General features: G+C 66.3%; 22 protein-coding genes. 13 read left to right on the plus strand and 9 right to left on the minus strand.

The genetic code is table 11. The features are described from left to right. Nucleotides 1-460: FimD/PapC C-terminal domain-containing protein (locus tag RM96_RS15860; protein ID WP_039011908.1), on the plus strand; the 460-nt coding region annotated here is incomplete at its 5' end. Then, nucleotides 457-1,623, plus strand: a complete 1,167-nt coding sequence (locus RM96_RS37140; protein ID WP_193752462.1) for a fimbrial protein — start codon at nt 457-459, stop codon at nt 1,621-1,623. The genes RM96_RS15860 and RM96_RS37140, both read left to right, overlap by 4 nt. A gap of 78 nt (nt 1,624-1,701) precedes the next feature. On the opposite strand, the gene acnB is transcribed toward RM96_RS37140, so the two are convergent. Beyond that, complete coding sequence (gene acnB, locus RM96_RS15870) at nt 1,702-4,293, minus strand: bifunctional aconitate hydratase 2/2-methylisocitrate dehydratase (RefSeq protein WP_039011910.1); 2,592 nt, start codon at nt 4,291-4,293, stop codon at nt 1,702-1,704. A gap of 464 nt (nt 4,294-4,757) precedes the next feature. Here acnB and fliL point away from each other — a divergent pair, with 464 nt between their 5' ends. From fliL to fliR, 7 genes are all read left to right on the plus strand, one after another. Beyond that, a complete protein-coding gene (fliL, locus tag RM96_RS15875) occupies nt 4,758-5,252 on the plus strand; it encodes a flagellar basal body-associated protein FliL (RefSeq protein WP_039011911.1) in 495 nt (164 codons plus the stop codon). 143 nt (nt 5,253-5,395) lie between these two features. Then, nucleotides 5,396-6,415: a flagellar motor switch protein FliM gene (gene fliM / locus RM96_RS15880; RefSeq protein WP_039011913.1), complete on the plus strand. Its 1,020-nt coding sequence runs from the start codon at nt 5,396-5,398 to the stop codon at nt 6,413-6,415. Then, entirely contained in the window at nt 6,408-6,848 is a 441-nt protein-coding gene (gene fliN / locus RM96_RS15885) for a flagellar motor switch protein FliN (protein ID WP_039011914.1), read from the plus strand. Before fliM ends, fliN begins: the two co-directional genes overlap by 8 nt. After that, nucleotides 6,845-7,330: a flagellar biosynthetic protein FliO gene (gene fliO / locus RM96_RS15890; protein ID WP_193752463.1), complete on the plus strand. Its 486-nt coding sequence runs from the start codon at nt 6,845-6,847 to the stop codon at nt 7,328-7,330. Before fliN ends, fliO begins: the two co-directional genes overlap by 4 nt. Continuing rightward, complete coding sequence (gene fliP, locus RM96_RS15895) at nt 7,327-8,127, plus strand: flagellar type III secretion system pore protein FliP (protein ID WP_039011915.1); 801 nt, start codon at nt 7,327-7,329, stop codon at nt 8,125-8,127. The genes fliO and fliP overlap by 4 nt, the downstream gene beginning before the upstream one ends. A gap of 38 nt (nt 8,128-8,165) precedes the next feature. After that, nucleotides 8,166-8,435, plus strand: a complete 270-nt coding sequence (fliQ, locus tag RM96_RS15900; RefSeq protein ID WP_039011917.1) for a flagellar biosynthesis protein FliQ — start codon at nt 8,166-8,168, stop codon at nt 8,433-8,435. 21 nt (nt 8,436-8,456) lie between these two features. Beyond that, entirely contained in the window at nt 8,457-9,242 is a 786-nt protein-coding gene (gene fliR, locus RM96_RS15905) for a flagellar biosynthetic protein FliR (RefSeq protein ID WP_039011918.1), read from the plus strand. Nucleotides 9,243-9,244: 2 nt separating this feature from the next. Here fliR and RM96_RS15910 read toward each other — a convergent pair whose 3' ends face one another. Continuing rightward, nucleotides 9,245-10,474: an RtcB family protein gene (locus RM96_RS15910; RefSeq protein WP_039011919.1), complete on the minus strand. Its 1,230-nt coding sequence runs from the start codon at nt 10,472-10,474 to the stop codon at nt 9,245-9,247. 324 nt (nt 10,475-10,798) lie between these two features. On the opposite strand from RM96_RS15910, the gene RM96_RS15915 reads away from it, so the two are divergent. Beyond that, nucleotides 10,799-12,328 (plus strand): metallophosphoesterase family protein, encoded by a 1,530-nt coding sequence (locus RM96_RS15915; protein ID WP_052279531.1) that lies wholly within the window; start codon nt 10,799-10,801, stop codon nt 12,326-12,328. Continuing rightward, nucleotides 12,328-13,626: a cytochrome-c peroxidase gene (locus tag RM96_RS15920; protein ID WP_039011920.1), complete on the plus strand. Its 1,299-nt coding sequence runs from the start codon at nt 12,328-12,330 to the stop codon at nt 13,624-13,626. The genes RM96_RS15915 and RM96_RS15920 overlap by 1 nt, the downstream gene beginning before the upstream one ends. Here the strand turns inward: RM96_RS15920 and RM96_RS15925 are convergent. Further along, complete coding sequence (locus RM96_RS15925) at nt 13,623-14,597, minus strand: threo-3-hydroxy-L-aspartate ammonia-lyase (RefSeq protein WP_039011921.1); 975 nt, start codon at nt 14,595-14,597, stop codon at nt 13,623-13,625. The genes RM96_RS15920 and RM96_RS15925 overlap by 4 nt on opposite strands. Nucleotides 14,598-14,669: 72 nt before the next feature. Next, complete coding sequence (locus RM96_RS15930) at nt 14,670-16,301, minus strand: methyl-accepting chemotaxis protein (protein ID WP_039011941.1); 1,632 nt, start codon at nt 16,299-16,301, stop codon at nt 14,670-14,672. Between the two features lie 383 nt (nt 16,302-16,684). On the opposite strand from RM96_RS15930, the gene RM96_RS15935 reads away from it, so the two are divergent. Further along, on the plus strand, nt 16,685-17,077 hold the full coding sequence (locus tag RM96_RS15935) for a hypothetical protein (RefSeq protein WP_039011922.1): 393 nt from the start codon (nt 16,685-16,687) through the stop codon (nt 17,075-17,077). Nucleotides 17,078-17,222: 145 nt separating this feature from the next. On the opposite strand, the gene RM96_RS15940 is transcribed toward RM96_RS15935, so the two are convergent. Then, nucleotides 17,223-17,624: a cupin domain-containing protein gene (locus RM96_RS15940; RefSeq protein ID WP_039011923.1), complete on the minus strand. Its 402-nt coding sequence runs from the start codon at nt 17,622-17,624 to the stop codon at nt 17,223-17,225. Nucleotides 17,625-18,092: 468 nt separating this feature from the next. Here RM96_RS15940 and RM96_RS15945 point away from each other — a divergent pair, with 468 nt between their 5' ends. Further along, nucleotides 18,093-19,397, plus strand: coding sequence for a thioredoxin family protein (locus RM96_RS15945; RefSeq protein ID WP_052279532.1), 1,305 nt, complete (start codon nt 18,093-18,095; stop codon nt 19,395-19,397). A gap of 305 nt (nt 19,398-19,702) precedes the next feature. Here the strand turns inward: RM96_RS15945 and RM96_RS15950 are convergent, their stop codons facing one another. From RM96_RS15950 to RM96_RS15965, 4 genes are all read right to left on the minus strand, one after another. Next, nucleotides 19,703-20,719, minus strand: a complete 1,017-nt coding sequence (locus tag RM96_RS15950) for a hypothetical protein (RefSeq protein WP_052279533.1) — start codon at nt 20,717-20,719, stop codon at nt 19,703-19,705. Nucleotides 20,720-20,928: 209 nt separating this feature from the next. After that, a complete protein-coding gene (eno, locus tag RM96_RS15955) occupies nt 20,929-22,215 on the minus strand; it encodes a phosphopyruvate hydratase (protein ID WP_039011924.1) in 1,287 nt (428 codons plus the stop codon). Nucleotides 22,216-22,236: 21 nt separating this feature from the next. After that, nucleotides 22,237-23,655: a pyruvate kinase gene (gene pyk, locus RM96_RS15960; RefSeq protein WP_039011925.1), complete on the minus strand. Its 1,419-nt coding sequence runs from the start codon at nt 23,653-23,655 to the stop codon at nt 22,237-22,239. Then, nucleotides 23,652-24,902, minus strand: a complete 1,251-nt coding sequence (locus RM96_RS15965; protein WP_052279534.1) for a glycerate kinase type-2 family protein — start codon at nt 24,900-24,902, stop codon at nt 23,652-23,654. Before RM96_RS15965 ends, pyk begins: the two co-directional genes overlap by 4 nt. Between the last annotated feature and the right edge of the window lie 3 nt (nt 24,903-24,905).

The raw sequence follows: 24,905 nt of genomic DNA on the forward strand, positions 1-24,905 counted from the left end.
TTTCACGCGCAACGAAATCGAGGTCGATCCGCAAGGGCTGCCGATGGACGTGCAGTTCAAGGCAACGACGCAGGCCGTGGTGCCCACGGCGGGCGCGGTGGTGGTGGCGCATTTCGATACGGAAAGCATCGGCCGGGCGGCTATCCTGCACGCCACCTTGCCTAATGGCAAGCCACTACCGTTTGGCAGCGATGTGCTCGACGCGGACGGCATCTCCGTAGGTACCGTGGCGCAGGCCGGCCGCATCGTCGCACGCGGCCTGAAATCGGACCGCGGTGTCCTCTCGGTCCGCTGGGGCAGCGAGGCCGGGAAGCAATGCCAACTGGAATACACGCTGCCTGCGTCGCGTCGCGGTGCCGATGCCTTCCAGGTGATGAACGTGCAATGCCGGGAGGCAGCAAGCGTTGCCGCAGGATCAACCGTTCACCATCACGGCGCAAGCGAGGAGGCCAGGCAATGAATCCGTTCAGACAAGATGTGGCAAAAGCAAAGCGCCCGGCGTCAGGCCAATGCCGGGCCAGGGCGCGAGCCAATGCGAGCCGCTGGTGTCGTGCTCTGGCGACCGTCGCATGTCTGGGCTGGCTGGCAGCCCCTGGACAGAGCAGGGCCAATGGCAAATGGGCAGACGTGAATTGCCAGGGGCTGCCGGGTCCCCAGACCATCTCAATGCCCGCCATAGTGACCGTGCCAAGAGGTGCGCCGAATGGCACGCTGCTCGGCCCGTGGGCGTCGGTGGGTTCCCCGAACTACTGGACCTGCACAGTGACGCGAACGCCTCCACAGGTCCTGGTCGGCATGGCGTACCGGCCGCTGACCCTGGTCCCGACGGGGATGAGCATCGCCGGCGGGTCAAAGGACAGGTGGGGCAGAGATGTCGTGCTTACGGTCTTCCGGACCAACGTGGAAGGCGTAGGGCTGGCCGTTAAAGTCTCCGTGCACGACTTGCCTGCTGTGGACCTGGGCACACCGACCGGCTCGCCTAACGTGCCGGTGCCGTGGGTCGGAGTCGTGTGGGGCAACCGCCCGGATCATGTTGGTGACGTGCACAGGATAGCCGGAACTGCAATTGCCGCTTTGGTAAAGACGGGCCCTATCGCCGCCGGCAGCGTGGTCAGCGGTGGCGCGATCGCTGAAATGGCGCTGTCGGAGGGCGTGCTGACCGACAAGCGGGTCATCATCCAGACGACGGCCACCGCCCTGGCTGTACAGGCCTGTTCCACGCCCGACGTCGCCGTGGCAATGCCAAAGCAGAAGGCCGGCGACTTCACCGGCATGGGCTCCGCCGGTGCGACGGTCGGCTTCAGCCTGCGCGTCAATAACTGTCCTGCGAACCTGAATCGGGTACGGTATCAATTTGATGCCCCCAACGGCGTCATCGATGCGGCAATTGGGGTGATTGCACTGACGGCGGATTCCACCGCAGGTGGCGTCGGCATCAGGATAACAACCGATGCAGGAGCAGCGCTGACGTTTGGTTCACCAGGAACGCTGACCGCCTATAGCAAGACTACAGGTGGCAGCTATTCCATTCCTCTGAAGGCCGCCTACTACCAGACCCAATCCGCAGCGGTGACGCCCGGCAAAGCAAATGCAGCCCTGATTGTCACCATGACGTACGAATAACACCGGCACGCCACGCAGAACGAACGAAGGGCCCCGCACGCGGGGCCCTTCGTCAATCCGGTCTTTACCGCAACAGTATTACACCGTCACCGTATCGGCCACTTCCTTGAAGTCTTCGATCTGGTCGAAGTTCATGTACTTGTAGATCTTGTCGCCGTTGGCATTGAGCACGCCCATGTCGGACATGTACTCGTCCTTGCTCGGGATGCGGCCCAGGCGCGAGCAGATCGCGGCCAGTTCGGCGGAGCCGAGGTACACGTTGGTGTTCTTGCCCAGACGGTTCGGGAAATTACGCGTGCTGGTCGACATCACCGTGGCGCCTTCGCGCACCTGTGCCTGGTTGCCCATGCACAGCGAGCAGCCCGGCATTTCGGTGCGGGCACCGGCGGTGCCGAACACGCCGTAGTGGCCTTCCTCGGTCAGTTGCTTCTGGTCCATCTTGGTCGGCGGAGCGACCCACAGCTTGACCGGGATGTCGCGCTTGCCTTCCAGCAGCTTGGAAGCTGCGCGGAAGTGGCCGATGTTGGTCATGCACGAACCGATGAACACTTCGTCGATCTTGGCGCCAGCCACTTCGGACAGCGTCTTCACGTCGTCCGGGTCGTTCGGGCAGGCCACGATCGGCTCGTGCACGTCGGCCAGGTCGATCTCGATCACGGCGGCGTAGTCGGCGTCGGCGTCCGGCTGCAGCAGTTCCGGCTTGGCCAGCCAGGCTTCCATGGCCTTGATGCGGCGTTGCAGGCTGCGCGGATCCTGGTAGCCCTCGGCGATCATCCACTTCAGCAGCGTGATGTTGCTGTTGATGTATTCGATGATCGGTTCCTTGTTCAGGCGCACCGTGCAACCGGCGGCCGAACGCTCTGCCGAGGCGTCGGACAGTTCGAACGCTTGCTCGACCTTCAGGTCGGGCAGGCCTTCGATTTCCAGGACACGGCCCGAGAAGATGTTCTTCTTGCCTTGCTTGGCCACGGTCAGCAGGCCTTGCTTGATCGCGTACAGCGGAATGGCGTTGACCAGGTCGCGCAGCGTCACGCCGGGCTGCATCTTGCCCTTGAAGCGGACCAGCACCGATTCCGGCATGTCCAGCGGCATCACGCCGGTGGCAGCGGCAAAGGCCACCAGGCCCGAACCGGCCGGGAAGCTGATGCCGATCGGGAAGCGGGTGTGCGAGTCGCCGCCGGTTCCGACGGTGTCGGGCAACAGCATGCGGTTCAGCCACGAGTGGATCACGCCGTCGCCCGGGCGCAGCGAGATGCCGCCACGGGTGCTGATGAACTGCGGCAGCGTGTGGTGGGTCTTGACGTCGACCGGCTTCGGATACGCGGCGGTGTGGCAGAACGACTGCATCACCAGGTCGGCCGAGAAGCCCAGGCAGGCCAGGTCCTTCAGCTCGTCGCGGGTCATCGGGCCGGTGGTGTCCTGCGAGCCCACCGAGGTCATCTTCGGCTCGCAGTAGGTTCCCGGGCGGATGCCCTTGCCTTCCGGCAGGCCGCAGGCGCGGCCGACCATCTTCTGCGCCAGCGTGAAGCCGCGGCCGGTATCGGCCGGGTTCTGCGGCAGGCGGAACAGCGTCGACGGGGCCAGGCCCAGCGCTTCGCGCGCCTTGGCGGTCAGGCCGCGGCCGACGATCAGGGGAATACGGCCACCGGCGCGGACTTCGTCAAACAGCACGTCGGACTTGACCTTGAACTCGGCGATCACTTCGCCGTTCTTCAGGGCCTTGCCGTCATACGGGCGCAGCTCGACCACGTCGCCCATTTCCATCTTCGACACGTCCAGCTCGATCGGCAGCGCGCCGGCGTCTTCCATGGTGTTGTAGAAGATCGGGGCGATCTTGTTGCCCAGGCACACGCCGCCGAAGCGCTTGTTCGGGATGAACGGGATGTCTTCGCCGGTGAACCACAGCACCGAGTTGGTGGCGGACTTGCGGCTCGAGCCGGTACCGACCACGTCGCCCACGTAGGCGACCAGGTGGCCCTTTTCCTTCAGCGATTCGATGAACTTGACCGGGCCGCGCTTGCCGTCTTCTTCCGGCTGGAACGCTGCGCCTTCGCGCTTGTTCTTCAGCATGGCCAGCGCGTGCATCGGGATGTCCGGGCGCGTGGTGGCGTCCGGGGCCGGCGACAGGTCGTCGGTGTTGGTTTCGCCCGGCACCTTGAACACGGTGATGGTCAGGCTTTGCGGCACTTCCGGACGGCTGGTGAACCATTCGGCGTCGGCCCAGCTTTGCAGCACAGCCTTGGCGTTGGCGTTGCCCTTGTCGGCCTTTTCCTTCACGTCGTGGAAGGCGTCGAACATCAGCAGGGTCTTCTTCAGCGCGTCGGCGGCAACGGTGCCCACTTCGGCGTCGTCCAGCAGCTCGATCAGCGGCGAGATGTTGTAGCCGCCCAGCATGGTGCCGAGCAGTTCGGTGGCCTTGGCGCGGGAGATCAGCGCGCAGGCTTCCTTGCCCAGTGCCACGGCGGCCAGGTACGAGGCCTTGACCTTGGCGGCGTCGTCCACGCCGGCAGGCACGCGGTAGGTGATCAGCTCCAGCAGGTTCTGCTCTTCGCCAGCGGGCGGGCTCTTCAGCAGTTCGATCAGCTCGGCCGTCTGCTTGGCGGTCAGGGGCAGAGGGGGGATGCCAAGCGCGGCGCGCTCGGCCACATGTGCGCGATAGTTTTCAAGCATGGGAACCTGCTGAGTAATTAGGTTTGGAAAGTCTCGTTACGTCGCGATTGTAGTCCGAAGCCGACCCGAGGTCAAATGTCTTATATCTTATATAAGACATGAATTAGATAGCCCCAGCAATGACAACGGTTCCAGACTGGATGACCCGCGAAATTTACATAAGCGGCTACCCGACTAGCGTAGTAGGGATTGCAGCAGCCGACTCTGGCGGATTGCCTGCTCCTCATGGAATCGTCTGCCCCAACGGCCACAGCGTGTCGCCAACGGGTAACGGCTACGCCTCAAGTTCCGCGCAGCCGAAGCGTTAACCCATGCAGCAGGCGCAAACAACGCGCCGGCTGGCGCAGCCATGCCTGCCCCCTTTCCGCTCAAACGGCCAAGCTGAAAGGGTTTCCCCCTTTTTTTCGGCCCTTTGCTTGCCTGCGATTCCGGAAGAATGGCAGGCATTCCGACACAGGCTTCTCATGGCGAACACGGTTTCTCCTTCCCAGACCGGCGGCAACTCAAGCAAGCGCGGCCGACTGCTGCTGATCGGCGGCGGCGCGCTTGTGGTGGCACTGGGCGCCGGAGGCTTCGTGCTTGGCAGCGTGCTGAGCAACCGCCAGCCGGCTGTGGCCGCCGCGCCGGCTGCTCCCGTGATCCCGCCGCCGATCTTCGTGCCGCTTGACGCTTTCACCGTCAATCTCAAGGGCGAAGATGGCGAGCGCTTCCTCCACACCGGCTTGTCGCTGAAGGTCGCCGACGCCGACACCCAGGGCCGCATGGCCCAGTACCTGCCCGAAGCACGCAGCCGCATCCTGCTGCTCCTTTCGGCCAGGCAGCCCGCGGACCTTGCAACCGTGGAAGGCAAGCGCAAGCTGGCCGACGACATCCGCAGCGCGATCAACCAGCCTTTTGCCGCCGGCCTGCCGCCGCAGAAGGTGCTGGACGTGTTGTTCACCTCCTTCGTGGTGCAGTAAGCCATTGCCCTGCCCCGCCAGCCAACCCGCCATGAAACTGCCAGCCGAACTCCAGCAATGCCGTGCCCGCGCGCGCCAGCGCGCGCGCTGACACAGGCATGGACGGTTTCATCCACAACGCCGCACAAGGGGCAGGACACTAGATGGCCTACGACAAGTTCCTCTCGCAGGACGAAGTAGACGAGTTGCTCAAGGGCGTATCGGGCGAATCCGATGCGCCGAAGGCAATCGAGCCGGCCCCCGATGAGGGCGGGGTGCGCCCCTACAACCTGGCCACGCAGGAACGCATCATCCGTGGCCGGCTGCATACGCTCGAGATCATCAACGAGCGCTTTGCGCGCGGGTTGCGCACCGCGCTGTTCAATTTCATCCGCCGCGGCGCAGACATCACCGTGGGCGGCATCAGGATCGAGAAGTTCGGCGATTTCGCGCGCAACCTGCCGATGCCGACCAACCTGAACCTGGTGCACCTGAAGCCGCTGCGCGGCACGGCACTGTTCGTCTACGACCCCAACCTGGTGTTCCTGGTGGTCGACAACCTGTTCGGCGGCGATGGCCGCTTCCACACCCGCGTGGAAGGACGCGACTTCACCCAGACCGAGCAGCGCATCATCCAGCGCATGCTGGAGCTGACCCTGAATAGCTACGGCACCGCCTGGCGCACCGTGTACCCGGTCGAGACGGAATACCTCCGCTCGGAGATGCACACCAAGTTTGCCAATGTGGCCACGCCCAACGAGGCCGTGGTCACCACCGCCTTCCACATCGAACTCGGCGCCGTCGGCGGGCAGCTTCACGTCTGCCTGCCCTACGCGATGATCGAGCCCCTCAAGGACCTGCTGATGAATCCGCTGCAGGACGAGAAGGAGGTGGACAAAGGCTGGATTACCGAGCTTTCCCAGCAGCTGCGCGCGGCCGAGGTCGAACTGGTCGCCGAATTCGCGCATCTGCAGAGCACCGTGGCCGAAGTGCTGGCGATGCGCGCCGGCGATGTGCTGCCCATCGAACTGCCCGAGCATGTGTTCGGCAAGGTGGATGGTGTGCCCGTCATGCAATGCGGCTTCGGCACGATGAACGGCCAGTATGCGCTGCGGGTAGAACGAATGATCAATCACCAAGACAGCGATTCCCACAAGTACAACGAGGACACCGATCATGACTGACAGCATCGAGGACAAGCCGGTCGATCCGATGGACGACTGGGCCAGCGCCCTGGCAGAGCAGACCAGCGCCACAACTGCCGAAGTTCCGGCACCTGTTGCCACGCCCGCCGCCACCCCGGCAGCCGCCACCGTCTTCCCGCCGCTGGCCAGGGAGGCGACGAGCGGTTTCCACAACGATATCGAGATGATTCTCGATATCCCGGTGCAGCTCACGGTGGAACTGGGCCGCACCAAGGTGCCCATCAAGAACCTGCTGCAACTGGCGCAGGGTTCGGTGGTGGAACTTGACGGCCTGGCCGGCGAGCCGATGGACGTGTTGGTGAACGGCTACCTGATCGCGCAGGGCGAAGTGGTGGTGGTGAACGACAAGTTCGGCATCCGCCTGACGGACATCATCACGCCGTCCGAACGCATCCGCAAGCTCAACAAATGACCGTCGTACCGCGCCGGCTGCTTGCGGCCACACGTGCCTTGCCGGCGCTTGCCGCCGGCTTGTGCGCGCCCTGCGCCGCGCAGGCCGCCGAGGCTTCCGCGGCGCATGCGGCGCCGGCCATCAGCGGCGCGGCCAGCCTGGCGCAGGCCGGGCTCGGGCTGTTCGCCGTCATTGCGCTTATCCTCGGCATGGCCTGGCTGGCGCGCCGCGCCGGCCTGATGCGCCAGGGCCCGCAGGGCGTGATGAAGGTCGTGGGCAGCACCATGCTCGGCGCGCGCCAGCGGCTGGTGCTGGTCGAAGTCGGCGACACCTGGCTGGTCCTCGGCGTCAGCGCCGGCGAGATCCGCACCCTCCATACCCTGCCCGCCGGCCACGCCGGCTCGCCCGGCTCCTCCGGTTTGCCTGGCTCCCCGAGGCAGACCTCCGCCAGCGGCTTTGCCGAAAAGCTGTTGCGTTCGATGCAGGATAACTTCAAGTCATGAACACCCTGCGTGCCGCTGTCGCACGCCGCACAAGGCTTTCCCGACCTGCAGCGATCGCAGGCACGACGCTGGTGCTGGCAACATTGGTCCTCGCGCTCGCGCCTTTGCCCGCCTGGGCACAAGGCGTGCCGGGCGTAGTCAGCAAACCCGCTCCCGGCGGCGGCCAGATCTGGTCGCTGCCGATCCAGACGCTGGTCCTGCTGACATCGCTGTCGTTCCTGCCGGCGGCCATGCTGATGATGACCGGCTTCACCCGCATCATCATCGTGCTCGGCCTGCTGCGCAATGCGCTGGGCACCGCGTCCTCGCCGCCCAACCAGGTGCTGGTCGGGCTGTCGCTGTTCATGACGTTCTTCGTGATGTCGCCGGTGCTCGACCGCGTCTACAACGACGCGTACAAGCCGCTGTCGGAGAACAAGATCAGCCTGGAAGCCGCCGCGGCCAAGGCTGCCGAGCCGCTCAAGAGCTTCATGCTCAAGCAGACGCGCGAGAAGGACCTGGCCATGTTCGCGCAGATGGCCAAGGCGCCTGAAATGCAGGGACCGGAAGACGTGCCGCTGAGCATCCTGGTGCCGGCATTCGCCACCAGCGAGCTCAAGACCGCTTTCCAGATCGGCTTCACGATCTTCATCCCGTTCCTCATCATCGACCTGGTCGTCGCCAGCGTGCTGATGGCCATGGGCATGATGATGGTGCCGCCGGCCACGATCTCGCTGCCGTTCAAGCTGATGCTGTTCGTGCTGGTGGACGGCTGGCAGCTGCTGCTGGGCTCGCTCGCGCAGAGCTTCATGAACTGACACTGGCGCCCGCGCCTCCACGCTCCCACGCCTTCGCCATGACTCCGGAAACCGTAATGACCATCGCCACCCAGGCGATGAAGATCACGCTGCTGCTGGCAGCGCCCCTGTTGCTGGTTGCGCTGGCCACGGGCCTGGTGGTGAGCCTGTTCCAGGCCGCGACCCAGATCAACGAAATGACGCTGACCTTCATTCCCAAGCTGCTGGCCTTGTTCGCCACCATGGTGCTGGCCGGCCCGTGGATGATCAACACGATGGTCGACTATATGCGTGAAGTCTTCCAGGGCATTCCGGCCCTGGCGCACTGAGCCGCCTGCTGAAAAACTGCCGTGGTCGAAGTCACCTCAGCCCAGCTCTATGGCTGGATCGCGGCATTCCTCTGGCCGTTCTTCCGGCTGCTGGCGCTGATCGGCACCGCGCCGCTGTTCGGCGAATCCACCATTCCCGGCCGCGTCAAGATCGGCCTGGCCGCAATGACCGCCATGGTGGTGTCGCCCACCATCTCCGGCCTGCCCGTGGCGCCGATCTACTCGTTCGAGGGCCTGCTCATCATCCTCAACGAAGTCGGCATCGGCCTGGCCACCGGCTTCACCATGCGGCTGGTCTTCGCCGTGGTGCAGCAGGCCGGTGAAATCATCGGCCTGCAGATGGGCCTGTCGTTCGCCTCGTTCTTCGACCGCGCCTCCGGCGGCCAGACCATGGTGCTGTCGCGTTTCCTGAATATCATCGCCATGCTGCTGTTCCTGGCGATGGACGGACACCTGCTGATGCTGGGCGCGCTGGTCGACAGTTTCAATGGCCTGCCGATCGGAGGCACCCCGCTTGCCGCCGAAGGCTGGCATGCGGTGGCACGCGCCGGCGGCATGGTGTTCTCGTCCGGGCTGCTGCTGGCGCTGCCGATGATAGCCGCACTGCTAACGCTGAACCTGGCGATGGGCATTCTCAACCGCGCGTCCCCCCAGCTGTCGATCTTCGCGGTGGGCTTCCCCGTCACGCTGTCCGGCGGCCTGCTGGTGCTGATGCTGGTGATGCCGCAGATGGGCAACTACATGCAGCACATGATCGAGTCCGGGCTCGATGCGGTGAATATGGTGCTGGGGCAGTTCGGGCGGTAGGTCTAACCCTTCACGCAAACCACCTGCCTGAGGGTGTGCACGATCTCCACCAGGTCGGACTGCGCCGCCATCACCGCATCGATGTCCTTGTAGGCCATCGGGATCTCGTCGATCACGGCGGCGTCCTTGCGGCACTCCACGCCGCGGGTGGCGCTGACCTGATCGGCCACGGTGAAGCGGCGCTTTGCCTCGCTGCGGCTCATGGCGCGGCCGGCGCCGTGGCTGCATGAGCAGAACGACTCCGGGTTGCCCTTGCCGCGCACGATGAACGAGCGCGCCCCCATCGAACCCGGGATGATGCCAAGCTCGCCGGTGCGCGCGCTCACCGCGCCCTTGCGCGTCACCAGCACCTCCGTGCCGAAATGCTGCTCCTTCTGCACGTAGTTGTGGTGGCAGTTGACCGCTTCCAGTTGCGCCTGGAACGGCTTGCGCAGGACGCGCTGCGCTGCCGCCAGCACGGCCGCCATCATCAGCTCGCGGTTCTGGCGCGCATACTGCTGTGCCCACGACACGGCGAACACGTAGTCCTCATAGTGCTCGGAGCCTTCCACCAGGTAGGCCAGGTCGCGGTCCGGCAGGTTGGCCAGGTGGTGGCGCATGTCCTGCTGGGCCAGCGCGATGAAGGTGGTGCCGATGGCATTGCCCACGCCACGCGAGCCGGAATGCAGCATAAACCAGACCGATTGGGCCTCATCCAGACAGACCTCGATGAAATGGTTGCCGGTGCCCAGCGTGCCGAGGTGATTGCGGTTGTTGGTGCGCGCCAGCTTGGGGTACTTGTCGGTGATCCGCCGGAACCCGGCGGCCATGCCGGCCCACACCGCGTCCACCTGCGCCGGCGCCGATCCCCAGGCGCCCTCATCGCGCCGCCCGCCCTGCGCGGTACGGCCGTGCGGCACCGCGTGCTCGATCGCGCTGCGCAGCGGGCCCAGGTTGTCCGGCAGGTCGGCGGCGACCAGCGAAGTCTTCACCGCCATCATGCCGCAGCCGATATCCACCCCCACGGCGGCGGGGATGACCGCCCCCACTGTCGGGATCACCGAGCCGATGGTCGAGCCCTTGCCGAGATGTACATCCGGCATCACCGCCAGATGCCGGAAGATAAAGGGCATCCGTGCAGTGTTCACCAGCTGCTTGCGGGCCTCGTCTTCCACCGGGACGCCACGCGTCCACATTTTGACGGGCCGGCCGGCACCCGTCTCCAGCACGTCATAGTGGCCCCTGGTCGTCATGGCTGTTCTCTCTGCCTCTGGTCATCGCGGATTGCATGTTAGACGACCAGAGGCACCAGCGAGATCCCGCGCCACCGAAAGTGCCTCAGCCCGGCAGTTCGCAGGTCAAGCCGCGCGCCGGGACCCGCGGCGGTAGCGCGCCTGCTCGGCTTCGCTACCGGGACCGGAGCAAAACTGACCGGAGGCAATGACGACGGTGTGGACTACGTCATCCGTGGCGCACAGGACGGCTTTGCCGGGGACAGACCGGATGACCTGACCGCCAGCGTCATATTCCCTACATATACGCGGCTTAGCCTGAGCGCCATAAACAGGGAGAAGAACATGCGCTCGTCCAAGACCTCCGTCCTGAAATACGGCTGGCTGACCGCCGCGGCCGCCCTGGCAGCGGCCGGCATCCTGCACGGATGCGGCAGCGACAGCGAAAGCCCTGCGGCAACCCCCATGGCCCAACCCGCCGCGGCGCCAGACACGGCCGGCGGGCCGGCCAGCGTCCTGGCCGCCTGGGTGGAAATCGGTGACGGCAACCAGGCCATCGCCCGCGTCGTTACCAGCTACTTGCCACCGCCATCCGCCGCCGATGCAGCCACGAGCGCCAATACCGCCTGCCCGCCGATCAGGATCGACGGCAAGCCCGGCCGCATGTCGCTGCGCACGGGCCCGGCCACGGTCCCGCAGCGGACCACCGCCAGCGCGCCGGCGGACTCGAAGGCGTCGAATTTCCCGGTAGCGGTATGTGAGGCCGTGCTGCCGGCCACCGCAACCAGCGCCACCGTTGCCGGGCAGTCGCTGCCGCTGCCCAAGGCCGTACCGCAGCGCATCGTGGTGCTGGCCGATACGGGCTGCCGCATGAAGAAGGCCGACAATGCCTGGCAAGCCTGCAGCGACAGCAATGCGTGGCCGCTTGCTGCCATTGCCGCCACCGCCGCGGGCTTCAATCCGGACCTGGTGCTCCATATCGGCGACTACCACTACCGCGAAAACGCCTGCCCGCCCGACATCGCCGGCTGCCAGGGCAGCCCGTGGGGCTATGGCTGGGATACCTGGCAGGCGGACCTCTTCAAGCCGGCGGCCCCGCTGCTGGCCAAGGCGCCCTGGGTGGTCGTACGCGGCAATCACGAGGAATGCGCGCGCGCCGGCCAGGGCTGGTACCGCTTGCTCGACCCGCGCCCGTTCGACAGCCAGCGCTCGTGCGACGACCCGGCCAACGACAGCCTCGCCAACTACTCGGAGCCGTATGCGGTGGCGCTGGGAGGCGGCTCGCAGGTGATCGTGTTCGACTCGGCCAAGGCCGGCAAAGCCGCCCTGGCGACCACCGATCCGCAGTTCGTGGCCTACCAGAAGCAATTCCAGACCGTGGCCGCGCTGGCCGCGAAGCCTGGCTACAGCACCACGATCTTCACCAACCATCATCCGATCCTGGCCTTTGCCCCCATCGCCGGCAGCAACCCTGCGCCGGGCAATGCGGCCCTGCAGTCGGTGATGAGCAGCCTGAACGCGCAGGCCTACTATCCGCCCGGCGTCCAGCTGGCCATGCACGGCCATGTGCATGACTTCCAGGCGCTCAGCTTTGCCTCCAACCACCCGGCCACCATCGTCTCCGGCAACGCGGGTGACAACCTCGACGTTGCCCTGCCCGATCCGCTGCCTGCGGGCGCCACGCCTGCCCCAGGCGTCACCATCGACCGGATCACGCACCACAACAGCTTCGGCTTCCTGCTGATGGAGCGCCGCGCAGCGCCGGACACCGGCTGGACCTTCAAGGCCTACACCACCGCGGGCAAACTGATGGCGACCTGTCAGCAAACGGCATCGACGCTGACGTGCGACAAGACTGGCTACATCGCGCCGTAATGCACATGGGCAGGATGGCCGCGGCACTGGCCGGCGTGGTGGTGAACGTGAGTGCCGCGACCCCAGGGACAGTGCTGCTGCCAGGTTCACCGCCCGCCACGGTGGTGGCAGCCATCGGTGCCGGCACGCCACAGGTGAACGCGAAGGTGGACGCCACCACCGCCGTCTTCCGCCCCGATCCCGCCCTCGTCGCCCTGGGCCGTCGCGTGTTCTTCGACACGAGGCTGTCCGACCCGCGCGGCATGTCGTGCGCGAGTTGCCACGACCCCGCCCGCGCCTTCGCGCCGACGCTTTCGCGCCAGTCGTTGCAAGGCCCGCATGTGCCGCAGGGCAGCCGGCCCGGGCGCTTCAGCCTGCGCAACGCGCCCTCGCTGCTGTACGTGCGCTACGTGCCGCGCCTGCACTTCTACCAGGACGACGATGCCCCGGCGCCGGCCCCGTTCGGCGGCCTGTTTGCCGACGGCCGTGCCGATACGCTTGCGGAACAGGCGCGCGGACCGCTGTTCGATCCGAACGAAATGAACAACGGCTCGCCGGCGCGGCTGCTGCGCAAGGTGAACGGCACCGACCTGGCACCCGCGCTGGTTGCGCAGTTCGGGCCGGCAGTTCGCAAGGATCCCGGGCAGCTGGTGCGCGCGCTGGGCGCCGCGCTGGAGGCTTATCAGCAAAGCGATGAAATGGCGCCGTTCAGCTCGCGCTTCGATGACTACCTGCGCAAGCGCATGCCGCTGTCGCCGCAGGAAATGCGCGGGCTGGCACTGTTCAAGAATCCGGACAAGGGCAACTGCATGAGCTGCCATACGCTGGCAGACACGGCCAGCCGTCCGGAGCGCTCGCTGTTTACCGATTTTGGCTACGACGCCATTGCGGTGCCGCGCAACCGCGCGCTACCGGCCAACCGCGACCCGAAGCATTTCGACAAAGGCCTGTGCCAGACCGCGCGCCGCCTGCGCTGGCCCGAGCCGGACCAGTGGTGCGGCTACCTGCGCACGCCCGGCCTGCGCAATGTGGCGGTGCGCCAGAGCTTTATGCACAACGGCGTGTTCACCACGCTGCGCGACGCGGTGGCGTTCTACAACACGCGCTCCACCGATCCGCGCCGCTGGTACGGCGGCCGCGCTGAATTCGATGATGTGCCCGCCGCCTACCGCGCCAACATCAACGTCAATTCCACGCCGATGAATCGCCGGCCCGGCATGCCGCCGGCGATGACCGAGGCGGAGATCGACGACATCGTCGCCTTCCTGCGCACGCTGACCGATGCGCCCTATGTGAGCGCCATGCCGGCGGCGCGTTAAGCGTTCTGCCCCAGCACGAGGTTCGCGAAGCTGTTCAGGTCCACATTGCCGCCCGAGACAATCACGCCGACGCGCTTGCCGGCGACGTCGAGCTTGCCGTTGAGCACCGCCGCCGCGGCCAGGCAGCCGGTCGGCTCGACCATTATCTTCATGCGGCCGGCGAAGAACTTCATGGTCTCCACCAGTTCGGCATCGCTGACAGTGACGATGTCCTTCACCAGCTCGCGGATCACGGCAAAGGTGTACTGGCCCAGATAGGGCGTCTGCGCCCCGTCGGCAATCGTGCGGGGCGTGTCGATGCGCACGATCTCGCCGCTGCGCAGGCTGCGCTGGCCGTCGTTGCCGGCCTCGGGCTCGACGCCGAACACCTCGCAGCCCGGCGCCATCGCATGCGCCGCCGTCGCGCAGCCCGACAGCAGGCCGCCGCCCCCCAAACAGACCACCAGCATGTCGAGCGGGCCGGTCTCCTCGAACAGCTCCTTCGCCGCCGTGCCCTGGCCCGCCATCACGTGCGGATGGTCGTACGGCGGGATCAGCGTCATGCCGCGCTCCTGCGCAATGCGCTGGCCGAGTGCCTCGCGGTCGTCCTTGTAGCGGTCGTAGAGCACCACCTCGGCACCGTAGCCGCGCGTGGCCTGGATCTTGATGGCGGGCGCGTCCTCCGGCATCACGATGAGGGCCTGTACGCCCAGCAGCTGCGCCGAGAGCGCAATCGCCTGGGCATGGTTGCCCGACGAGAACGCCAGCACGCCTCCCCGCTTCTGCTCGGGTGTGAACTGCGCAATGGCGTTATAGGCGCCGCGGAACTTGAAGGCGCCGATGCGCTGGAAGTTCTCGCACTTGAAGAACAGCTCCGCGGCCGCCGCCGCGTTGGCGGTGCGGGAAGTCAGCACCGGGGTGCGATGGGCGGCGGCGCGGATGCGATCGTGCGCGGCGGCGACGTCGTCGAAAGTAATGGGCAAGGCGGTCATGATCGGTCTTCGCTGGCAGTGGGTCCGGACGAACGCCAGTGTACCGCGCGAAGCCGCCGCCTGCCCCGCCCGTCAGGCTGCCACGGGAAGCCGGTGCGTGCGCGGCACCGCACCGCTGCCCACCCTGGCACGCTGCCCGCCCTGCTCTCCGGGCAGCCGGAAGAACGCCACCACTTCGGTCAGCACCCGGCCCTGCTCTTCCAGCGCACGCGATGCTGCCGCCGCTTCATTCACCAGCGAAGCATTGTGCTGCGTCACCTCGTCGATCTGCACGATGGCCTGGTTGACCTGCTCGATGCCGCGGCTCTGCTCGAGCGATGCCGTGGCAATCTCGCCGACGATGGCCGTCACCCGCGCCACCGCCTGCGTGACCGCCGTCATGGTCTGCCCCGCCTCGCCCGCAAGCACGGAACCGTCCTGCACCTGCCTGCCCGAGGCCTCGATCAGCTCCTTGATTTCCTTAGCCGCGCTGGACGAACGCTGCGCCAGCCCGCGCACTTCGCTGGCCACCACGGCAAAGCCGCGCCCCTGCTCGCCGGCGCGTGCGGCTTCCACCGCGGCGTTCAGCGCCAGGATGTTGGTCTGGAACGCAATGCCTTCGATGATGCCGGTGATCTCGGCAATCTTCGCCGAGCTGGCGCTGATGCCCTGCATGGTGTTCACCACGCGCTCGACGGTGGTGCTGCCCTGCTGCGCCACTTCGGCGGCATTGCGCGCGAGCTCGCTGGCCTGGCGCGCATTCTCGGTGTTCTGGCGAACCGTCTCGGTCAGCTCTTCCATGCTGGCGGCGGTCTCCTCCAGCGAAGCGGCCTGTTCTTCGGTACGGCTGCTCAGGTCGGCATTGCCGTTGGCGATTTCGCCCGTAGAGGCCGCAATGCTGCCGCTGCTGGCGCGCACGCTGGTGACGGTCTCGGTCAGGCGCTCGTTCATGTCGCGCAGCGCCGCCAGCAGGCGCCCGGTTTCATTGTCGGAATCCACCTCGATGCGCATGCCCAGTTCACCGCTGGCAACCGTACGCGCCACCTCGACGGCCTGCTGGATCGGCCCCGTAATCGCGCGCGTGATAAGCAGGCCGCCCAGCGCAGCCAGCACCGCCGCGGACAGCGCAATAGCGATCAACAGGTTGCGCTTGGTCACGTAGTCCGCTTCAATCTGCTGCTCCATCTCCTGCTGGCGCTGCCTGGTGAAGCTGGCGTACGACCTGGTCGCCTTGATCAGTGCCTCCAGCAGCGGGCGGCACTCGGTATTCATCTTGGCAATGGCTTCCTGGGTCTTTCCTTCTGAAGCCAGCGTGACGATGGCGGTGGCAACCGGGCCGTAGCGCTTCTCGATGCTGTCGACTTCCGCCACCAGCTCCCGGGCGGCATCGCTGGAGCTCTTGTCGCGGACCATCTCGTTGAGCTTCGCCAGGCGATTCTGCACGTCTTCATGCGCACGCAGCGCCTCGGCCTTTTCCAGATCGAGGTCCGCCTTCTCGGTGACCAGCACCATATTGCGCGCGGCGATGGCGCGCCTGTCGACCGCGGTGCGTACCTGCGACGCGATGTCGGCACGGGCATTGAGCCCATTGAGATACTGAGAAAATCCGGCCTTGGACTCGCTGAGCGCATGCAGCGAAAACGCGGACACGAGCAGCGTGATGCCTGCCAGCGTGCCGAATCCGGCGAGCAGGCGTGTCCTGATTGACAGACCCCTGATACCCATGATGACTCCCCCTTCGCCGTCCATTGGACGTTTGCGCTCTGCCTGGTTATTGAATATCCACCTGCATGCATGCCCGTTCCATGCGGCGGCCCGGCGTTGGCGATAAGGGGCGGTGCGCTTTTGGCCACGCCGGGATCGCTCTATCCGTGCTCTGTATGACGCAGGCTAACGGCCAGGCAACGCCGAACTGTTCCCTACAGTTGTGGGGAATGAAGGAAGTCAAGCGCACGGGCGGACCGGGGGCTGTCCGCGCGCGCAATTAAGCCCTCCTCGCAGCGATGGCAAGCCTGTTAAATGATCGTTGCAAAATCGAACAGAATGTCAGGTTCGTCGGCGTTACAGTTGCCATTCCCATGCCTGTAGGCAATCCAGGAGGTACACGAATGAAGCAACATCTGGCGAAATCCCTGTTGATAGCTGGCGCGATGATCGCGTCCTACCCGCTGTTCGCGCAGCAGGCCCAGCCCATTCAGCCGACCCAGCCGATGCCAGCCGTTCAGCCGATGCAGTCCGCCCAGCCGGCACCATCCGCCCAGCCCATGCAAGCCATGCCGGCGGCAGCGCCATCGGCCCAGGGGGCGTTGCCCGGCGCGAGCGACGCCTATGTACAAGCAACCGGACAGCCGGCTCAGGCGGGCATGGCGAGCGCCCCCGCCGACCCGACGCTGGCCCGCAGCCCCGACCCGTCCATGGATCCCGCTGCCAGCATGAGCCTGGCTCCCGACGCGCTCGGCACTCGCCTTGGCCAGCGCAATCCCTTCCTCGACGGCGCCTGAGGCCGGTCAGCTTTCCACCGGGCGTCAGCCCCCTTTTGCAAGAGCGAGCGGCAGACGCGGTTCGGTCGTCTGTCGCTGGCGCCGCCAGTCGCGCCGGGCCGCTGGCCGATATCCGGCGCTTCCCATGCCGCCGGTTCCCGCGCAGTTACCTGGCGGGCACGACGAGCGGCGCCCCTTTCCTGACGACATAGGTCGCAAGCTCTGACGCCTTGCCACTGCCAACGTTCTTCGCCGAGTGCACCGTTCCGGCCGGGATGAACAAGGCGTCGCCGGCCTTGAACGTGACGGGCGCCTTGCCGTCGAGCTGATACTCCAGCGAGCCCTCGAGAACATAGGCGATCTCTTCGCCCGGATGAGAGTGCCCCGCCGCGACCGCACCCGGGTCGAAGTCGACACGCACCTGGACAGCTTCCCGCCCGGGCACGCCCAGATCGTGCTGCAGGAGATCCGTGCGATGGATTCCCACTTGTTGCGCCCGTGCGGCATGCAGCGTCAATCCGCTTCCGAGGATCAGCAGTGCGGCCGCCATGATTCGCGTCGATTTCATCAGAGCATCCTTTCGTGATTTCAGTATTCGCGGGTGAGCCCATGCGTCATCCGGCGATCACGCATCCGGCTTTCTGAGGGGCACGTTGCCAAAGCCAACGACTGCTTGGGTTCCCGTGCCGCCCCGCGCCACGAGATGCATTAGAGAGGACGCAAGTATCTGGCCTGTAACGATGTGGCCGCGGTTTCGTAAGCCCGCGTATCGTGCCGGCCGGTGATACACGCGCATACAAAACCGGCCGCCGCCACCGCAGGGCTATGCAGCGCGCAGCACCTGGCAAATGCGCCCGTTCCGGCGCCCCCCGGGCACCGGCTTTGTATCGCAATGCATCCGGCAGCTGCGTGGACAAATAACCTTACGTTTCCTGGCGGTTCCGGATACATCGGGGATACGGCGGCGGCATACCCTGCTTGCATGCGTCGCTGGTCCACAGTCGTGGGCCCAGCAACACGCCGGAGACCGCCAATCATGACCATTCTCATAGTCGCCTGCATCGAGGGAGTGCTGACGCTACTCAGCCCGCGCATCCTGCCCTTCCTGCCGTTCCCGGCCATGAAGCGATCGCCGGGTGCCGGCAAATGGCTGCGGCGCGTGCTCGGCGCAGCCGTCCTCGGCAGTGTTGCTTCCATCGCGGCAGCTGCCGATGCCGGCCTCCTGCCGGAGCCTTCAGGCTCCGGCACGGCACGGCTCGAACAACGGATCTTGAATGCCTTCCATGCCAGCAAGCCGGATCGTGCGAGCCTTCCGGCCGCAAGGAACGGCGTGATGCGGACTGTCGCCGACACGCAACCGGTCTTCGGCGGCGCGTTGCCTGTCGAGGGCCGGATTCCCTCGCTCAGTGGCGCGGTCGACTGGGTGAATTCGCCGCCGCTGACGGCCGAGCAACTCCGCGGCAAGGTCGTGCTGGTCGACTTCTGGACCTACTCCTGCATCAACTGCATTCGCACCCTCCCCTATCTCCGGAACTGGGCGGCGAAATACAAGGGCCAGGGCCTCACCGTAGTTGGTGTGCACACCCCGGAGTTCGCTTTCGAGAAGAACACCGCGAACGTCCGCAAGGCGATCGACCGCTTCCGGATCGGCTATCCCGTCGCCGTGGACAGCAACTACGCCATCTGGCGCGCCTTCGGCAATAACGCCTGGCCGGCCTTCTACATCATCGACGCACAGGGGCGGATCCGCCATCATCAGTTTGGTGAAGGCGACTATGACAAGGCTGAGAAAGTCATTCAGGCGTTGCTGAGGGAAGCGGGCAATCAAAGCACGGCCATCGATCCCGCACCGCCGGAGGCGCGGGGCGCGGAGGCGGCTCCCGATTTCCGGAACATCGGCTCCTCGGAGACCTACATCGGCTATCAGCAGGCATCGAATTTCGCTTCGCTAGAGGGACTGAAGGCCGGCGCCGCACGGGATTACACCATCGCGAAGCCAGCGCTCAACCGCTGGGGGCTGAGCGGCAACTGGACCATGAATCCCGAGCAGGCGACGCTCAATCGCGCAGGCGGCGGCATCACCTACCGGTTCCGCGCGCGCGATCTCCATCTCGTGCTCGGGCCCGGGGCCGACGGCAAGCCGGCGCGCTTCCAGGTGACCATCGACGGCAAGGCACCCGGCGGGCATCACGGCGCGGACATCGATGCCGGGGGCAACGGCACGGTCACGGACACTCGCCTCTATCAACTCGTGCGCCAGGCCGGCGAAGTCTCGGAGCGCACCTTTGAAATCCGGTTCCTGGATCCCGGCGTCCAGGCCTTCGCTTTTACCTTCGGCTAAGGCCAGCGGTCCGGTTCGAGCGGCATCTGCGGCGTGCTAGGGTCTGTTCACATATATAACGTACGCGCGTTGGCCCGAGCCGGGGTCAGCTACGCGAAGGGCGTCGCCGCAAAGGGTCATTCCCTTTGCAAGGCGCCAGACAAAGTAGATGGCCCCGGATCGGGCCAACCCGGAGGGCAAGGGGGATACGAGGCGCATTGCGTCGTTGCCAGCCGCTTGCTTGGAATGACCAAGCGGCGCGACTGGCGCCTAGCACTGCGCCTCGTCTCCCCCTTGCGCGCGCACGTTCTATATGTGAACAGACCCTAGAACCGGTATCCCAGGCCCAGCACCATCACATCGGTATCGCGGCTGTTGGTCGTGACCGTGCGATGCCAGGAAAAGCGCGTGGTCCAGGCCGGACTGAGCCGATAGCTCGCCGACATGGTGAACAGGCCGAGCGTGCGCGTGACGCCGCCACCGTCGTCATGGTCCCGCGCGAAATACGGACCAAGGCCGATGCCAAGCGTCAGATGGTCATTGAAGAATGGCCGCACCAGCCAGGCTTGCGCGGCCAGGCCCTGCCGGCGCACGACCCGGGCATCGCCCTCGTTGAGATAGGTGGCCGTGAGGTCTACGTACGGCAGGATGCCGCGCCGGTACTCGGCCCCATAGGCAATGCCGCTGGGTGAGTCAAAGTTATTGACAATGGTCGTGCCGCCGAAGACGGTGAACTCATTGTGGGTCGTCAGGGTGTTGTACGAAGGCGGAGGCACAACCGGCCCATCCCTGCTCCCCCGGTCAAGCTGGTAGCCCACGCCGATCAGGAAGGTGTTGGTGTCGATGCTGCCGAATGCCTGCGCGCGGTCGTATCGCGCCTGCAGGATCCACGGACCGCCATTGATATACCAGGTGCCTGCCGCGCTGATCAGGAGGCCCCACCCGTGCTGGTCGTTCGCGCCGCCTTCGGCAGTCTTTACCGTGGTATCGAAATAACGGTACGGACCGACCCCAAGCGAGAAGGCAAAGTGCCGGTCCGCCGTCAGCAACCGCCCCCACAACTGCGCGCTGTGGCCGTCGCGGTGATGGTTGGTGACGTGCCCCTCGTTCAGATAGGAGAAGGAGGCGTAGATGTTGTCGGTCAGGTTATGTGCGTACTCGTAGGTGTAGCCATACGTCGTCTCTCCCAGCGTCGGCGTCTGCTGCAGCCCGCCAAGTACATAGAACTCCTGGGCGCGGGCCGCATGGTGGATGCCCATCAGCATCGCCGCGCAGAGCGCGGCGCGGATCAGTTGACGCAGGCCATGCCTTCGTCCCGGTCCGGACACAAGGCGATGTTGCATAAGGGGACCTCCTGATTGCGCAAGCCAGGCGCCCATGATGCTGCGTTCACCGAAGTGCTTCAAGCCCCCCGCTGCACCAACGCAACACTATGAACGGTGCGCTTCCTCGCACTGAATGGCCGTCTGCCGGCTATTTCAGTCATTCGGTCTAGTGCGAACGGATGGCCGGCAAGCCCGATAGCGGTCGCTGCCAGGACTGCACTCCCCCGCTATGCCGCCTGCAGGATAGCCTGCCGCCCGGCGAAGGTCGCGGCGCATCCCTGCTCCGCTTCGATGAACAACAGCCGGTTGTACTTGGCCACGCGGTCGGAGCTGCTCAGCGAGCCGGTCTTGATCTGCGTGGCCGCGGTGCATACGCTCAGGTCCGCGATGGTGGTGTCTTCGGTTTCGCCGGAGCGGTGCGAAATCACCGACGCGTAGCCCGCCCGTTCCGCCACGGCGATTGCCTGCAGCGTTTCGGTGAGCGTGCCGATCTGGTTGGGCTTGATCAGGATGGCGTTCGCCACGCCTTGCGCGATCCCCTCCTCGAGGATCGCGGCATTGGTCACGAAGAGGTCATCACCGACCAGCTGCACGCGTGCGCCCAGCCGTTCGGTCAGCAGCCGCCAGCCGCGCCAGTCCTGCTCCGCCATGCCGTCTTCGATGGTCACGATGGGATACTGGCGGACCCAGCCGTCCAGCAAGTCGACGAAGCCTTCCGCGTCGTAGCGCCTGCCTTCGGACTGCAGGGCATAGCGGCCATCCTCATGGAACTCGGAACTGGCCACGTCGAGGCCCAGCGCGATATCGCGGCCGGGCCGGAAGCCGGCCGCTTCGATGGCCTGCATGATGACCTCCAGCGCGTGTTCATTGGAGGCCAGGTCCGGTGCGAATCCGCCTTCGTCGCCGACCGCCGTGGAGAAGCCGCACGCCTTCAGCACGCCTTTGAGCGTATGGAACACCTCGGCGCCCCAGCGCAGCGCCTCGGAGAAGCTTGGCGCCCCGACCGGCAGGATCATGAACTCCTGCATATCGACACTATTGTCCGCATGCGCGCCACCGTTGATGATGTTCATCATCGGCAGCGGCAAACGAGTCTCGGCCTTGCCGGCACTGACGGATCGGTACAAAGGCAGTCCGGCAGAGGCCGCGGCCGCCTTCGCGTTGGCCAGAGAGACGGCCAGCAGCGCGTTCGCGCCAAGGCGCGACTTGTCCGCCGTGCCATCGAGACGGATCAGGCAGGCATCCACCTCGGCCTGGTCCGCCGCGCGCAGGCCGGCCAGCGTCCGCGCGATATCGACGTTGATGTGCTGCACCGCCTTCTGCACGCCCTTGCCGAGATAGCGCCGCTGGTCGCCGTCCCGCAGCTCGATCGCCTCCCGCGAACCCGTGGACGCGCCCGAGGGCGCGGCAGCGTAGCCCTGCGAGCCGTCGGCCAGCACCACCTGGGCGGCCACCGTGGGGTTGCCCCGGGAATCGAGGATCTCGTAGCCGCGGATCTCCCTGATTGCAGTCATGATTGCTCCTTAGAACCCGTTTCACTGGACCTGCGCGATGCGCAACAGGTTGGTGGTGCCGGCTACCGTGAACGGCAGGCCGGCAGAGATGACGATCTGCTGGCCGGCTTCGCCAAACTTCTCCTTCAGCACGGTCCGGCTGGCCAGGTCGGTCATCTCCAGCACGTCGACCACCTCATGGCAAAGCACCGCATGCACACCCCAGGCCAATGCCAGCCGGCGTGCGGTGGCGACCCGCGGCGTCATGCCCAGGATCGGCACCTCGGGGCGTTCGCGCGCCATGCGCAGCGCGGAGTAGCCGGAACTGGTGTAGGTGACCGCGGCCGGCACGCGCAGCAGGTTTGCCACGTGCCTGACCGCATAGCCGATCGCATCCGCGGCTTCCGCGCGCGGCGCCGAATGCGAAGCCTGGATGGCTTCGTGGTAATGCGGGTCCGATTCAGTGCGCGTGATGATGCTGTCCATCATCCGCACGGCTTCCACCGGATAGCTGCCCGAGGCCGATTCGGCGGACAGCATCACGGCATCGGCGCCGTCGTAGATCGCGGTGGCCACATCGGACGCCTCGGCGCGCGTTGGCACCGGCGCACTCACCATCGACTCCAGCATCTGGGTGGCAACGATGACCGGCTTGCCGGCCTTGCGGCAGGCGCGAACAATGCGCTTCTGCAGGGACGGCACCTGCTCCGCCGGCATTTCCACACCCAGGTCGCCGCGCGCGACCATGACCGCATCCGATGCTTCCACGATCGCTTCCAGGCTCTGGATGGCGGCAGGCTTCTCCAGCTTGGCGACGATGCCAGCGCGGCCGTCCACGATCTGCCTGATCTCCTCGATATCTTCCGCCCGCTGGACGAACGACAGCGCAATCCAGTCAACGCCCAGCGACAGGCCGAAGTCGAGGTCGCGCCGGTCCTTCTCGGTCATCGCCGACAACGGCAGCACGACGCCCGGAACATTGACGCCCTTGCGGTCGGACAGCTTGCCGCCATTGATCACGGTGGTTTCGGCATAGTCGGCGCCGCAACGGTCGACGCGCAGGCGCACGCGCCCGTCGTCCACCAGCAGTTCCGCACCCGCCTCCAGCGCGGCGAAGATCTCGGGATGCGGCAGGCTGACGCGCTCCGCGGAACCGGGCACGGTGGCGTCGAGATCAAGCCGGAATTTCGCCTGCGCCGGCAGTTCCACCGGGCCGTGCGCAAACGTGCCGATACGCAGCTTGGGGCCTTGCAGGTCCAGCAGCACGCCGATCGGCCGCCCGCGCTCTTGTTCGATGGCGCGGATCGCCTGCAGGCGCTGCTGGTGGTCCTCATGGGTACCGTGGCTGAAATTGAGCCGGAACACATCGGCGCCCGCCTCGAACAGGCGCTCGATGATGGCCGGGTCCGTGCTCGCCGGGCCCAGGGTGGCCACGATCTTTGCGTTGCGAAGGCGTCTCATGCTTTGGCTCCAGAATCGCGCGTCAGCAGGATCGCGCGGAAATCGTTGACATTGGTCAGCGTGGGGCCGGTGATCACCGCATCCCCCAGCGCCTCGAAAAATCCGTGGCCGTCATTGGCGGCCAGTGCATCGTGCGGACGCAGGCCTGCGCGCCACGCGCGCTCAAGCGTGTCCGGCCCGATCACGGCACCCGCGATTTCCTCCTGGCCGTCGACGCCGTCCGTGTCGCCCGCAATCGCGTAGACGCCGGGTTCGCCGCGCAGGGCCAGCGCGAGCGACAGCAGGAACTCCACGTTCCGGCCGCCGCGACCGGTCCCGCGCACGGTCACCGTGGTCTCGCCGCCGGACAGCAGCACGCACGGCGCGGCAAACGGCTGGCCGTGCCTGGCGGCTTCCAGCGCGATGCCGCCCATGACCTTGCCGACATCACGGGCTTCGCCCTCGATCGCGTCGCCCAGCATGTAGACGGCATAGCCGGCCTCGCGGCCCACGCGGGCGGCCGCTTCCAGCGCCAGCCGGGGCGTGGCGATGAGCTCGGTCCGGATCCGCGGCAGCCGCGGGTCGCCGGGCTTGAGCGTCTCCGCCGCCCCGGTCTCCAGCACGGCCAGCACATGGGATGGGAGGTCGATCGCGTACCGCGTGACGATCGCCAGCGCATCGGCGCACGTAGTCGGGTCGGGCACCGTCGGGCCCGATGCGATGTCGATGGGGTCATCGCCGGGCACATCGGAGATCAGCAGGCTCAGCACCCGCGCCGGATGGCATGCCGCGGCCAGCCGGCCGCCCTTGATGGCGGACAGGTGCCGGCGCACGCAATTCATCTCGGAAATCGTCGCGCCGGACTTCAGCAGCGCGCGATTGACGTGCCGCTTGTCGTCGAGCGTGATGCCTTCCAGCGGCAGCGGCAGCAGCGACGATCCGCCCCCGGAGACCAGGCAGATGACCAGGTCGTCCTCGCTCAGGCCGGACACCTTCGCCAGCATGCGTTGTGACGCTGCCAGCCCGGCATCGTCCGGCACCGGATGCGCGGCTTCCACGATCTCGATCTGCGAGCACGGCACGGCGTAGCCATAGCGGGTCACGACCAAGCCTTCGAGCGGCCCCGGCCATGCCGCTTCCAGCGCGCTCGCCATCGCGGCCGAGGCCTTGCCGGCACCGATGACGACCGTGCGTCCGCGCGGCGGCGGGGGCAGGTACTGCGCCAGCGTCCTGGCCGGCTGGGCGGCGGCAATCGCCGCTTCGAACATGCG

The organism is Cupriavidus sp. IDO (assembly GCF_000812465.1).
GTDB lineage: Bacteria > Pseudomonadota > Gammaproteobacteria > Burkholderiales > Burkholderiaceae > Cupriavidus.